This window comes from Gammaproteobacteria bacterium, from assembly GCA_015709695.1.
Taxonomy (GTDB): Bacteria; Pseudomonadota; Gammaproteobacteria; order Steroidobacterales.
The window spans coordinates 2,952,367-2,965,263 of sequence record CP054183.1 but is presented as its reverse complement, the minus strand read 5'-3'; the positions used below and the strand labels follow the sequence as shown (position 1 = coordinate 2,965,263).

Annotated in this window: 11 protein-coding genes; 6 read left to right on the top strand and 5 right to left on the bottom strand. The window is 66.2% G+C overall.

Annotated elements, in window-relative coordinates:
* The first annotated feature begins 71 nt into the window (after positions 1-71).
* The 4 genes from HRU81_13720 (at position 72) to HRU81_13705 (ending at position 6,496) form a co-directional block, all read left to right on the top strand.
* Positions 72-1,292, top strand: coding sequence for an MFS transporter (locus tag HRU81_13720; GenBank protein QOJ33094.1), 1,221 nt, complete (start codon positions 72-74; stop codon positions 1,290-1,292).
* Between the two features lie 91 nt (positions 1,293-1,383).
* The gene (locus HRU81_13715; protein QOJ33093.1) at positions 1,384-1,911 is read left to right on the top strand and encodes a DUF1003 domain-containing protein; all 528 of its coding nucleotides are present in this window, start codon (positions 1,384-1,386) and stop codon (positions 1,909-1,911) included.
* Positions 1,912-2,014: 103 nt separating this feature from the next.
* Positions 2,015-4,534, top strand: coding sequence for a PQQ-dependent sugar dehydrogenase (locus tag HRU81_13710; protein ID QOJ33092.1), 2,520 nt, complete (start codon positions 2,015-2,017; stop codon positions 4,532-4,534).
* A gap of 135 nt (positions 4,535-4,669) precedes the next feature.
* Positions 4,670-6,496, top strand: a complete 1,827-nt coding sequence (locus tag HRU81_13705; GenBank protein QOJ33091.1) for an NERD domain-containing protein/DEAD/DEAH box helicase — start codon at positions 4,670-4,672, stop codon at positions 6,494-6,496.
* Between the two features lie 14 nt (positions 6,497-6,510).
* On the opposite strand, the gene HRU81_13700 is transcribed toward HRU81_13705, so the two are convergent.
* Positions 6,511-7,182 (bottom strand): hypothetical protein, encoded by a 672-nt coding sequence (locus HRU81_13700; protein QOJ33090.1) that lies wholly within the window; start codon positions 7,180-7,182, stop codon positions 6,511-6,513.
* A 164-nt stretch (positions 7,183-7,346) separates the two neighbouring features.
* Between HRU81_13700 and HRU81_13695 the strand changes: the two genes are divergently transcribed.
* Complete coding sequence (locus tag HRU81_13695; GenBank protein QOJ33089.1) at positions 7,347-8,237, top strand: hypothetical protein; 891 nt, start codon at positions 7,347-7,349, stop codon at positions 8,235-8,237.
* Positions 8,238-8,269: 32 nt separating this feature from the next.
* On the opposite strand, the gene HRU81_13690 is transcribed toward HRU81_13695, so the two are convergent.
* Complete coding sequence (locus tag HRU81_13690; GenBank protein QOJ33088.1) at positions 8,270-9,535, bottom strand: formylglycine-generating enzyme family protein; 1,266 nt, start codon at positions 9,533-9,535, stop codon at positions 8,270-8,272.
* A 179-nt stretch (positions 9,536-9,714) separates the two neighbouring features.
* Between HRU81_13690 and HRU81_13685 the strand changes: the two genes are divergently transcribed.
* Entirely contained in the window at positions 9,715-10,047 is a 333-nt protein-coding gene (locus tag HRU81_13685) for an ASCH domain-containing protein (protein ID QOJ33087.1), read from the top strand.
* Between the two features lie 149 nt (positions 10,048-10,196).
* Here the strand turns inward: HRU81_13685 and HRU81_13680 are convergent, their stop codons facing one another.
* The 3 genes from HRU81_13680 to groL form a co-directional block, all read right to left on the bottom strand.
* A complete protein-coding gene (locus HRU81_13680) occupies positions 10,197-10,634 on the bottom strand; it encodes a type II toxin-antitoxin system VapC family toxin (protein QOJ33086.1) in 438 nt (145 codons plus the stop codon).
* Complete coding sequence (locus HRU81_13675) at positions 10,631-10,876, bottom strand: type II toxin-antitoxin system prevent-host-death family antitoxin (protein ID QOJ33085.1); 246 nt, start codon at positions 10,874-10,876, stop codon at positions 10,631-10,633. Before HRU81_13675 ends, HRU81_13680 begins: the two co-directional genes overlap by 4 nt.
* 344 nt (positions 10,877-11,220) lie before the next feature.
* On the bottom strand, positions 11,221-12,852 hold the full coding sequence (gene groL, locus HRU81_13670) for a chaperonin GroEL (GenBank protein ID QOJ33084.1): 1,632 nt from the start codon (positions 12,850-12,852) through the stop codon (positions 11,221-11,223).
* Positions 12,853-12,897: the final 45 nt, after the last annotated feature.

Below are 12,897 nucleotides of genomic sequence, written 5' to 3'. Positions count from 1 at the left end.
GCCAGTACACTCCAGTCTCGGTGCGTGAGCCTGGCCCCGCAGCACCGCCCGGAAGCACATCAATCGCCGGAATGGACGCCCTCCTCCTCTTTTCCACGCGCATCATCCGCCTGTTCTGCTACGGCTTGCTGTCGGTCGTGCTCGCCATCTATCTTGCCGCTGCAGGCCTGACTGGCCCCCAGATCGGGCTGCTGTTCACCTGCACGCTCATCGGCGACGCCGCCATCTCGCTCTGGCTGACCACATCCGCCGACCGCGTGGGTCGAAAGCGGGTCCTGCTCTGCGGCGCCATGCTGATGACGGCGGCGGGAATCAGCTTTGCACTGACCCGGGACTATACCCTGCTGGTTATCGCGGCCATCGTGGGTGTCATCAGCCCGAGCGGGAACGAGATTGGTCCGTTCCTCTCTGTCGAGCAGGCCAGCCTCAGCCAGCTGGTCGCAGATGAACGGCGCACGCGGCTGTTCGCCTGGTACAACCTCGCCGGTTCGTTCGCTACCGCGCTCGGCGCGCTGGCCGGGGGATGGCTTGCGCGACTGCTGCAAGCCCACGGCTGGGCGGCACTCGAGTCGTACCGCATGGTCCTCGCTGCCTATGCATTGGGTGGTCTGGCACTGCTGGTCCTGTTCGCCCGCCTGTCGCCTGCCATAGAGGCCAGCACGGCGCTGCCCTCACGCGACAGGCCGCGCATCCTGGGCCTGCATCGTTCGCGGCATGTGGTTTTCAGGCTCAGCGGTCTGTTCGCCCTGGATGCATTTGCCGGCGGGCTGATCGTCCAGAGCATGCTGGCCTACTGGTTTCACCTGCGCTTCGGCGCGGATATCGCCGTGCTCGGGTCGGTATTCTTCCTTGCCAACCTGCTGGCCGGCATCTCCGCCCTGCTGGCGGTCAGGCTCGCGAGCCGCATTGGCCTGGTCAACACGATGGTCTTCACGCACATCCCGTCGAATGTCCTGCTGATCTGCATTCCGTTGATGCCGACGCTGCCCCTGGCCATCGGCCTGCTTCTGCTCCGCTTCGCCATCTCGCAGATGGACGTGCCGACACGGCAGTCGTATACGATGGCGGTCGTCGCGCCGGACGAACGGTCGGCCGCCTCGGGCGTGACCTCCATTGCGCGGTCCCTGGGCGCTTCCCTCTCACCCGCCCTGGCGGGCCTCCTGTTCGGGGCACCCGCCCTGCTGAGCGTGCCCTTTTTCATCAGCGGGACATTGAAGATCGTCTATGACCTGCTGCTGTATCGCGATTTCCGCGCCGTCATGCCACCCGAGGAAGAGCAGAAGCGATCCTGATCCGCAGCCGGTCGGCGTGGCACCTTCACTTCCAGGGCGACCTCGAGGCGCCCTATGCTGTCATGGCCAGGTTTCGGCGAAGGAGCAGGTAATGAACGACCGGGTAAGGGAGTTGGCGCAGCGGCTGCTCAGCAAGGGCTTCGACGACCTGCCACCGCGCGAGCAGCGGGTATTGCGGCGCATCGCGGAGCGGACGGCCATCTCGCGCAACGTCAACGATGCCTTTCGCGACGAGCTGACCTTCGGCGACCGGGTGGCGGATCGCGTCGCCGCATTCGGCGGATCGTGGGCCTTCATCTTCCTGTTTGCCGCCTCGATCGTCATCTGGGTCCTGACGAATGCCTGGCTGCTGAGCCGGCCACCCGATCCCTACCCATTCGTCTTCCTGAACCTGATCCTGTCGATGGTGGCCGCCGTCCAGGCCCCCGTCATCATGATGTCGCAGAACAGGCAGGCGGCGAAGGATCGCATCGGGGCCGCCCACGACTACGAGGTCAACCTCAAGGCGGAACTCGAGATCATGAGCCTGCACGAGAAGGTCGACGACATCCGCATGCGGCAGCTGGAGGCCCTGTTCAGCCGCCTTGAGAGCAAGATCGACCACCTCGCCGGCCGTTGAGCCAGACACCACGTCGGCGAGGAGGGCCTGGTGCCCGCAAACACCCTATGCAAGCGGATCGCCTGCGGGCAGGATGCCCGGGTGGGGGTGCCATATGGTTCGCATGAAGTGGCAGACATGGATTCTCCTCGGGGCCGCGATGGCAAGTCTCGCGGCCTGCGGCGGCAGTGGGGGCGGCGGCCCGCCCGGAGACACGCCCGATCCATCGCCAGCCGATGCGACACCACCCTCGGTCCCGGCAAATCTCCAGGCAACCGCACCACAGCCGACACAGGTTCAGCTCAGCTGGAGCGCCTCGACGGATACCGGCGGCGCAGGGCTTGCCGGCTACCGCGTCTACCGAAATGGCAGCGCGAGCCCGCTCGCCTCGCCCACGACCAACCGCTACACCGACAACTCGGTTACCGCAGGCACCCCGTACACCTACCGGGTCAGCGCGATCGATGCGGCAACGCCCGCCAACGAGTCGGCGCAATCGGCCGCAATCAGTGTCACCACGCCGGCGGTGCCGCTGTCCGGCCTCGACACCCGGCCGGGGAACAGCAGCTGCCTCGCCGGCGCGGAGCCCACCGCAAGCCTGGCGGTGAGCCGCGTGTTCCCGGCACTGACCTTCAGCTCGCCCGTCGCGATGCTGCAGGCGCCGGCCGACCCATCCCGCTGGTACGTCGTGGAACAGGCCGGGCGCGTGCGGATGTTCGACAATGCGCCGAATGCGGGTTCGACATCGACCTTCGTCGATATCAGCGGCCGCGTGACCTCGGGGGGTGAGCGCGGCCTCCTCGGCATGGCCTTCCATCCGGATTTCCCGACCGACCCGCGGGTCTTCCTCTCGTACACGACCACCGACCCAGGGCCACTGACCTCGCGCATCTCCTCGTTCCGGCTCGCGGGCGACAACACGACGCTCGACCCGGGCAGCGAAACCATCCTGCTGACCGTCGAGCAACCGGAATCGAACCACAATGGCGGCCATATCGCCTTCGGCCCGGACGGCTACCTGTACATCGGCTTCGGTGACGGCGGCAGCGGCGGTGACCCGCACGGCGCGATCGGCAACGGCCAGAACCTGCAGACCGTGCTCGGCAAGATGCTGCGCATCGATGTCGGCGGCCCTGCGGCGACCGCGTACAGCATCCCGGCGGGCAACCCGTTCGCCGGCACCGGTGGAGCCTGCACGACGGGCACGACCACCGCGGCCCAGTGTCGGGAGATCCATGCCTACGGCTTTCGCAACCCCTGGCGCTGGAGCTTCGATCGCGGCGGCAGCCATGCGCTCTGGGTGGGCGATGTCGGCCAGTCGGCATGGGAGGAAGTCGACCGCGTCGTCTCCGGCGGCAACTACGGCTGGCGCTGCCGCGAAGGTGCGCACGACTACAACCTCAGCTGCGGCAGCCTGCAGCCACGGCTGGATCCGGTCGCCGAGTACGGCCGCAGCGCGGGATTCTCCATCACCGGCGGCTACGTGTACCGCGGCACGGCGATCCCGGCGCTGGTCGGCCGCTACGTGTTCGGCGATTACGGCAGCGGGCGGATCTGGCACATTCCCTCGGCTTCGCAGCCAACCGTGACGGTCACGGGCTCGCAGGGCATTTCGACCGGACTCGGGATCTCCTCTTTCGGCGAGGCGCTGGATGGCGAGCTGTACGTCGTCGACATCAACGGCGGCGGTCTCCACCGGATCGTGCAGGGTACGGGCGGCGGCAGCGTCCCGACGCAGTTCTCGGCCACCGGCTGTGGCGCCAGCGGCAACCCGTCGCAGCCTGCACCCGGCCTCATCCCCTACGCGCCGAATGCCGGCTTCTGGTCGGACGGAGCCGCGAAGGCGCGCTGGCTGGCGCTGCCGGATGGCCAGAACATCGACACCAGCGCCGCGGACCATGACTGGGATTTCCCCAACGGCACCGTGCTGCGCAAGGACTTCCGCATCGGCACGCGGCTGGTGGAAACGCGCCTGTTCATGCGCCACACGAACGGCAACTGGGCCGGCTACACCTACGAGTGGAATGCCGCCGGTACCGACGCGACCCGCGTCGTCGGCGGCAAGACGGTGGCGATCAGCGGCCAGAACTGGATCTTCCCGAGCGAGGCGCAGTGCCTCGGCTGCCACACCGCGGCTGCGGGCCGCAGCCTGGGTCTGGAAACGGCCCAGCTCAATGGCAACCTGCTGTTTCCCGCGACCGGACGTACCGCGAACCAGGTGGTGACGCTGAATGCCATCCAGATGCTCTCGCCGCCGATCACCGCGGCGCCATCGGCGCTGCCGGTGATTCCGGATCCAGAGGGTACCGCCGGCACCCTCACCGAGCGCGCCCGCGCCTGGCTGCACACCAACTGCGCCTTCTGTCATCAGCCCGGCGGGCCCACTCCAAGCAGCATGGACCTGCGCTATACCACCTCGCTCACCGCCACGAACACCTGCAACGCCCTGCCGCAGGCCGGTGACCTCGGCCTGCCCAATGCACGCATCGTTGCGCCCGGGGCACCCGGCAGCTCGGTGCTGCTCGAGCGCATGGATCAGCGTGGCAGCGCCGACATGATGCCGCCCTTCGGTTCGAATCGCGTCGATACCCAGGGCGTGCAGCTGATCACCGACTGGATCGACAGCCTCGCTTCGTGCAGCTGAGTGGGTCTAGTGGTCGCCCGCGCCGGTCAGATCGCACAGGAGCCGGGAACCAATACGCAACTGATCCATTCCCGGCACACGACAACGTGATCGGCCCGGCATCGTCAGCCCCCCATCTTTCAGTATGATCAGACCGTGGCGACCTTCCTCTCCAGCCCCGGTGCCGGCAATCCCGCTACGCCCGGCGAACGCCGGTTCGCCGAACGCCTGAGGGGCCTGCTGGAAGATGACTACCTCTGCTGGTTCAACGTTCCGGTCGGTGCCCAGCACCGGCACCCGGATTTCCTGGTGCTGCATCCGGGCAGGGGCCTGCTGGTCCTGGAGGTGAAGGACTGGCGCCTCGAGACAATCCGCGATGCGGACCCCGTGCGCTTCACGATCGACACCGGCAGTGGGCACAAGGTCGTCCCCAGCCCGCTGGAACAGGCGCGACAGTACGCCCATGCGGTAGTGGACCTGTTGAGGCGGGATCCACAACTCGTCGAACCACCCGGCTCGGCTTTCGAGGGGAGGCTCAATTTTCCCTACGGATATGGAGTCGTGCTGACGAACATTACACGCCATCAGTTCGAAAGCTCCGGACTCGAGGACATCCTGCAGTCACATCTGGTCATCTGCAAGGACGAGATGACCGAAGCCGCTGATCCCGAAGCATTCCAATCACGTCTGTGGGCGATGTTCAACGTCCACTTCGAGAGCCGGCTCACCATGCCGCAGGTGGAGCGCGTCCGCTGGCACCTGTTTCCGGAGCTGCGCATCCATCAACCCGCTCTCGACCTGACAGGTACGCGGCCGGACAGCGGTTCAACCCGCGCTGCCGACCTGCTTCAGGTCATGGACCTTGCGCAGGAGGAAATCGCCAGAAGCATCGGCGAGGGACATCGCGTGATCCACGGTGTCGCAGGCTCGGGAAAGACACTGATCCTTGCCTATCGCTGCCTGCACCTGGCGCGCACGCTCCACAAGCCCATCCTCGTCCTGGTATTCAATCGCTCGCTCGCCTCATGGCTGCGCCATCATCTCGCCCTGCAAGGCGTGGGCGAGCAGGTCACCGTGCACACCTTTCATGCCTGGTGTGCCGAACAGCTTCGTCTCTATCACGTGTCAGGCGCGTCGGATGGTAGCTACGATGAACTGGTGCGCACCGTAATCAGGGCGGTCGACAGAGGGCAGATTCCGCGGGCGCAGTACGGCGCGCTGATGATCGATGAGGGCCACGATTTCGCGCCGGAGTGGTTGCAGCTCGCCGTACAGATGCTGGACCCGGAAAGCAACTCACTATTGCTCCTGTACGACGATGCACAGTCAATCTACGGGGCGAACCGGCCCCGGTCGTTTTCCTTCCGTAGCGTAGGCATCGCCGCGACCGGCCGCACGAAGATCCTCAGGCGAAACTACCGCAACACTGACGAGATACTCGCGTGCGCGCGCAGCTTCGCGGCACAACTTCTCTCCCCGGTAGATGCCGATGACGATGGCGTGCCGCTGATCAGCCCCGAGTCGGGTGGGCGAACGGGAGTCCCGCCGCGATTCGCACAACTGGCATCTCTGAAAGCAGAGGCGGACTACATCGGCAAGCAGTTGCTGGCGTTCCACACACGCGGGATCTCATGGAGTGAGATTGGGGTTCTCTACACGGCGCCATTTGTCGCCGACGAGCTGGCCTCGGCGATGTCACGCATATCGGTGCCATTCGATTGGCTCAGGGATGCGAAGACGAAGTCGTTCGACCCAACCAGAGTCAGCGTAAAGCTCATGACTCCGCATAGCAGCAAGGGCTTGCAGTTCCGTGTCGTGCTCATCGCCGGCCTCGGGTTCTGGCCATTCCGTGCGGAAGCCGATGAGGCACGGCTTCTCTATGTGGGAATGACACGGGCCACTCATGAGCTCGTCATGACCAGCTGCAAGGCCAGCGCGTTCAGCGAACGGGTCAGAACGTGGTGTGAGCGCGCGGCGGCCTGAAGTCGGGCAGGCCCTCAGAACGGCTTCGTCAGCCCCAGCCAGGCCACGGAGATGATCAGCGTCCAGTACAGCCAGGCCGTGCGCCGGGCGCGCCGGTAGGCATCGGTGAACAGCGCATCGACCTGCGCGCCATGCTCGCCGGCCCGCAGGCGCCGGAATCCATCCCGCCAGCCGCGGATACTGATGCGCAGGTACAGGCCGATGACCAGCAGCAAGGCGTAGCCGAGGATCTTCGCCGCGAGCCAGTTGCCATGGACCGGCTCACCGCTTCGCAGCGACTGCACGCCGATCACCAGCAGGCCGGCGATGAGCACCACCCGCCAGCCGACGTCGATCTGCTGCCAGGGTATGGCTGACGGCCGACGCAGTGTGCGATACGCCATCCAGACCACGGCCAGCCAGGCGAGGCCGATCACCACGCCGAGTAGCCGCCCGGCAGCACCCATGTCGATCGCGCCACGCATCACCGCCATCTGCAGGCCGACGACGGGCAGCAGCACGATCGCCGTCCGCGGCAGGATGTCGATCGCCATCAGCGCCTCGAGGAATCGCTCCCGCGTCGCCAGCGGCAGGTCGGCACGCACGATATAGCGCGAACAGACATAGACGCCGAAGTCACCGCCCAGCCAGTAGGCGAACAGCACCACATGCAGGGTGACCAGCCAGAAATAGGGGTCGAATGACATGCCTGTGGCCTCGGCCTCGCACCTGACCAGACCGCTTGACAGCCTTCTGGCCCGGGTCCAGCGTTGGGACAAACGATAACATCGGGCGATGCGAGCCGGGCGGGGTTGCCGCCGCCTGGCCTCTTCGGGCCAGCGGCCCGCGCGACGCCCGGGGGAGGTACGTCATGCACGTCGATCCCGGATTCCTGGCGTACAGACGACTGGTTCGCAAGCTGCTGCTGGCGGTCGGCACGGTCCTGTTCCTGACGGCGCCGGTGGAGGCCGCAACACTCCGGGCAGCGACATTCACCGAGAGCATATCCGGTGGCACCAGCGGCGACTGCCCGGCCGGTGTCGGTGGCAGCTCGATATTCGCGCCGGATACGATCGACAGGAACTGCCCGGCAGCCGACGGATTCTCCTCCGGCCACGCACGCACCACCGGCGGGGCCACGCCGTCTATCGTCCTCGACCTGGCCGCCTCGGCCAGGACGGGTGCGGAAGGCCGGGTCGAGATCGTCTACGAATTCGCCGTGGTTCCGCTGCCGGGAGCACCCGTCGTCGAATTCGTGCCGGTAAACATCCATGCGTTTGGCAATGTGTGGGTGAGCAAGAGCGGGGAGTATTCGGCGCAAATGCTCGCCGGGGTCTCCGTCGGTGGCACCCTGGGCGAATCGGCCAACGCCGTGGTCCCGTTCTCCCTGTCATCCCTCGATGACGAGGACGGTTTTGCCATTGATGCCGTAATCGACGCGGCGCCGGACAGCGCCATCACCGTGACGATGCTCGCCTACGGGGAGATCAATCCGCGCGCATTCCTGCCGATAACCGGGGGTGCCGAGGCGCACGCCTTCATCGATCCGACGTTCCGCATCGCCAGCGACTTCGCGTTGCGTGACGCCTTCGGGCTGCAGTTCAGCCCGGGCATCCTGCCGGCCGCCGAAGTGCCGTTGCCGGCGTCCCTATGGCTGGCGCTGGCCTGTCTCGGTGCCTGCCTGCCGCGCCTGCGTGTGCAAAGTGCCGGTGTTACGGTTTCGGCAAGTTCGCCGGGTGCCTGCCGGTCATCTCGATCGTAACCGAAACCGTAACACCGGCACCCCGGACTGCCTCAGTCCTCGGCGACCACGCGAAAGCCGGTGTAGTAGAGCCGCCGGTCCGGCGCGTAGCGGTCGCGGGTGGCGATGAAGCAGACATCGGGCTGGTTGTACCAGGAGCAGCCGCGCAACACCTTTTCCGCGCCAGTCGCTGGCCCCTGCGGATCCTTCGGGGGCGAGACCCGGTAGTAGTCTTCCTGGTACCAGTCCTGCGTCCATTCCCAGACGTTGCCGACCATGTCGTAGAGGCCGAAGGCATTGGGCGGGAACTGGCCGACGCGCGTCGTCATCGGCTGCGACCGCGAGAGCCGCTCGCCGTCGCGATCCCACCAGTCCTTCCACTGCTTGCGCGTGATGGCGTGGCTGATGTGCCAGGTTGCCGTGTTCGCCCCGTCGACCCGCCAGGCGTCGCCGAACACGTAGTCCTGCCCGTCCTTGCCACCGCGCGCGGCAAACTCCCATTCCGCCTCGGTCGGCAGCCGGTAGCGATTGCCAGTCACCCCGGACAGCCAGCGCGTGTAGGCGACGGCATCCTCGTAGCTCACGTTCACCACCGGGTGGTTCGGGTAGCGGTCCAGGTAGCCGTCCCAGCCCCGTGGTGGCAGGGGCGGCTCGCGCCGGGTCGCGCTGGTGAAGGCGAGGTACTGCGCATTGGTAACGAGGAAGCGGCTCATGCGAAAGGGCGAAAGCGTCACCTCGTGTACGTAGGCGAAGTCTTCGCTGGTCGTCGGGTTCACCGCGGGGCCGTTGTTGCCCATGCGGAAGTGCCCGCCGGGAATGGCCAGCACTTCGGGCAGCAGCACGCCCTTTTGCAGCACGCCGAAGCGGTCACCGTCCGCCGCCGCGGCGATGCCCGCCGCTGCCGCCGAGCCCACGATGGGCTGGGGCGGACCCGCCGGCGCGGGCCGTCGCCCGCGTCGTCCGCTGAAGGTCGCCTTGCCGTAGTCGCCGTACTCGATGCTGCCGCTCATGTGGTCTCCGTCCACCTTTGCCCGGTAGACCGCTGCCATGGGCTGGCCGCCGAACTCGAGCACGGCCGTGAACTCCAGTTCGTTGCCGTCGAGGTGGCCGACGAAGCGCCCGCTCGCCGAGTCGCTGCTGATGAAGCCGATCACGCGACTGCCCTCCTGGCGGAAGAGGAGTTCGCGCCAGCCTGGCCCGTTGGGCGACTGCACCTCGAAATACCACTCGCCGGAGAGATCGACTGCCGGGGTATCCGCCCTGGCCGCCAGCGCGAGTGCCATTCCCAACGCAAGCATGAAGTAGCGAAGCGTCTTCATCCGGATACTCCCGCCAGACCCTGGCAGCCATTCTAGAAGGGATGCCGGAAGCCACCCAATCGCCAGCTGTACCCGGCACGGACCCCGGCAAACGCCATCCCGGCGTGGCTGTGCTTCACACCCGCCACTCATCGTTGCAGTACCATCCGCGGAACAGCTCATGAGCGAAAGGATTTCCCGTGGAACTTCCCCCGAAGACCTGCACCATCGATCGCCTGGTCACCAACGAGGAAGGCGTGGCCCAGGTCCTTGCCGGCCGGAAGACCGCGCAACGCCGCAATGGTCGCTACGCCGACGTCGGCGAGACCTGGGAACTCGGTGGCAGGACGTTCCGGATCACGGCCGTCTACCCGCAGCTGCTCGGCGAGATGACCGAGGCCCAGGCCCGGGCCGAAGGCTATCCCTCGATGGAGGCCTACCGCGAGAGCATCCTCGCCCTGCATCCCGGCATGCCCTGGGTTCCCAAGGCCAAGGTCTGGGTCCACGAATGGCAGCCGGTTGCGGCGGGCTAGCCGGCCCTCCGGAGCAGGGCGTACTAGTCGCGGGGAACAGGTCGGCGACACAGTCGCTCGACCTTCTCACGCTGATGGCCTGCGGCTTGGCGGTTCGCGCCGGCGTTCGTCGAGTTACCGAAACCGTAACACCGGCACCGTCTTCCCCATCACCGGCTGGTCGGGTTGAAGCGGCGGATTCCGGCTTTTTCTGTGGCCTTTGCCAGCGCGATGTCGAGCGTGGCGAGCGGCAAGCCATTGCGCAGCGCGAGTTCGAGGTAGGACGCGTCGTAGGATGACAGGCGATAGCGACGAGCCAGCTGCAGCACGTCCGTCAGGGACTGCGGAAAGGTCCGCTCATCCGCGCGAATGCGGATCCCCGCCAGCATCTCCAGGAACGCCTCGCTCTGAGCCTCGGTGATGAGTTTCCTCGCCTCGGCCTTCGCGAGGACGTTCGCAACTTCCAGTCCCCAGGTCACCGGCACTTCAGCCACGGTATCCTGGGCCTTCATCGCCTCCAGAACGGAGTGCGCGTATCGGCGCTCGGCGGCACGGCCGTCAATCAGCAGCCAGGACAGCGTAACCGAGGCATCCAGCACCAGTCTCACTCACGACCCTCGACGATCAGCGCGCGGATTTTTGTCCGGCCCTTCACCGGGTTGGCCTGCATGAAACTCTGGAATCGCTCGATCGCCGCCCGCGGGTCGGTGGCGCCCACATCCTCACTCGGCACCAGGTCTGCAATGGCCTGGCCGCGATTGGTGATGGTGAAGCGCTGGCCGGCTTTCACTGCCCGCAGCAACTCGGGCAGACGCGTCTTGGCCTCATAAGCGCCAATTTCGTTCTTCATGCCAAGTCTCCCATGTGTTCAGACCAGACTATAGACCAGTTGGTGGCTGGTCAAGGAAGCTGATCGATGGAGCAGGTCGGCACCGGGACCCGGCGCCAGGGGGGCGGGCCCCGACCAGGAAACTGGCGTGCCGGCCCTGCGTCGCCGCCGGCCGGTTTGCCTGCCAGCAGCCTCGCCAGCCAGGCTGGCAGATCACCAGCCGGCTTTTCTGCGCGAGCGTTGCAAAAGGCGCGCGACGAGAATCTGCACCGAAGCCACAAAGAAAGAGCCCCGCCGAAGCGGGGCTCTCCATCTGACGCAGACGAAATGGTGACAGGCGGAAGCCTGTCACCATTCCCGCTGCCTTACATGTCACCCATGTCCGGCATCGGCGGGCCACCGGCGGACTTGTCGTCCTTCTTCGGCGCCTCGGTGATCATCGCCTCGGTGGTGAGCAGCAGGCCCGCCACGGAGGAGGCGTTCTGCAGGGCAGAGCGCGTCACCTTCGTCGGGTCGATGATGCCCATCGAGACCATGTCGCCGAACTCGCCGGTCTGGGCGTTGTAGCCGAAGTTGCCCTTGCCCTCGGCGACGCGGTTGAGGACCACCGCACCATCCTCGCCGGCGTTGATGACGATCTGGCGCAGCGGCTCCTCGAGGGCGCGCTTGAGGATGTTCACGCCGACGTTCTGGTCGTCGTTCTCACCCTTGACGCTGTCGAGGGCCTTCTTCGCGCGGATCAGCGCAACGCCACCGCCAGGAACCACGCCTTCCTCGACGGCCGCACGGGTGGCGTGCAGGGCGTCCTCGACGCGGGCCTTCTTTTCCTTCATCTCGACCTCGGTCGCGGCACCGACCTTGATCACGGCCACGCCGCCGGCGAGCTTGGCGACCCGCTCCTGCAGCTTCTCGCGATCGTAGTCGGACGTCGTGTCCTCGATCTCCTTGTTGATCTGCTCGATGCGGGCCTTGATGTCCTTGGTCTTGCCGCCGCCGTCGATGACGGTGGTGTTCTCCTTGGCAACCTGCACCTTCTTGGCGCGGCCGAGGTCATCCAGCTTGGCCTTCTCGAGCGACAGGCCCACTTCGTCGGAAATCACCACGCCACCGGTGAGGATGGCGATGTCCTGCAGCATGGCCTTGCGGCGATCGCCGAAGCCCGGGGCCTTGACGCCCGCGACCTTGAGGATGCCGCGGATGTTGTTGACCACCAGGGTGGCCAGCGCCTCGCCCTCGATGTCCTCGGCGATGATCAGCAGCGGCTTGCCGGCCTTGGCCACGCCTTCCAGCAGCGGCAGCAGCTCGCGGATGTTGGAGATCTTCTTGTCGTGCAGGAGGATGTAGGGGTTTTCCAGCTCGCAGCTCTGGGTGCTGGCGCTGTTGATGAAGTACGGCGACAGGTAGCCGCGGTCGAACTGCATGCCCTCGACCACCTCGAGCTCGTTCTCCAGGCCCGAGCCCTCTTCCACGGTGATCACGCCTTCCTTGCCCACCTTGGCCATGGCATCGGCGATGTTGTTGCCGATGACGGCATCACCGTTGGCGGAGATGGTGCCCACCTGGGCGATGGCCTTGTTGTCGGAGCAGGGCTTGGACAGCCGCTTCAGCTCTTCGGTGACCGCGGCGGAGGCCTTGTCGATGCCGCGCTTCAGGTCCATCGGGTTCATGCCCGCGGCCACGGCCTTCAGGCCTTCCTTGAGGATGGACTGCGCCAGCACGGTGGCGGTGGTGGTGCCGTCACCGGCGGTGTCGGAGGTGTGCGAGGCCACTTCCTTCACCATCTGCGCGCCCATGTTCTCGAACTTGTCGTCGAGCTCGATTTCCTTGGCCACCGAGACACCGTCCTTGGTGACGGTCGGGGCGCCGAAGGCCTTGTCGAGCACCACGTTGCGGCCCTTGGGGCCCAGGGTGACCTTCACGGCGTTGGCGAGGATATTGACGCCACTGAGCATGCGGCGGCGGGCATCATCGCCAAAGCGGACTTCCTTAGCTGCCATGTCTGTTTACCTCTCGAATGAAATGTCTTGCGATGCAGGGGAAGG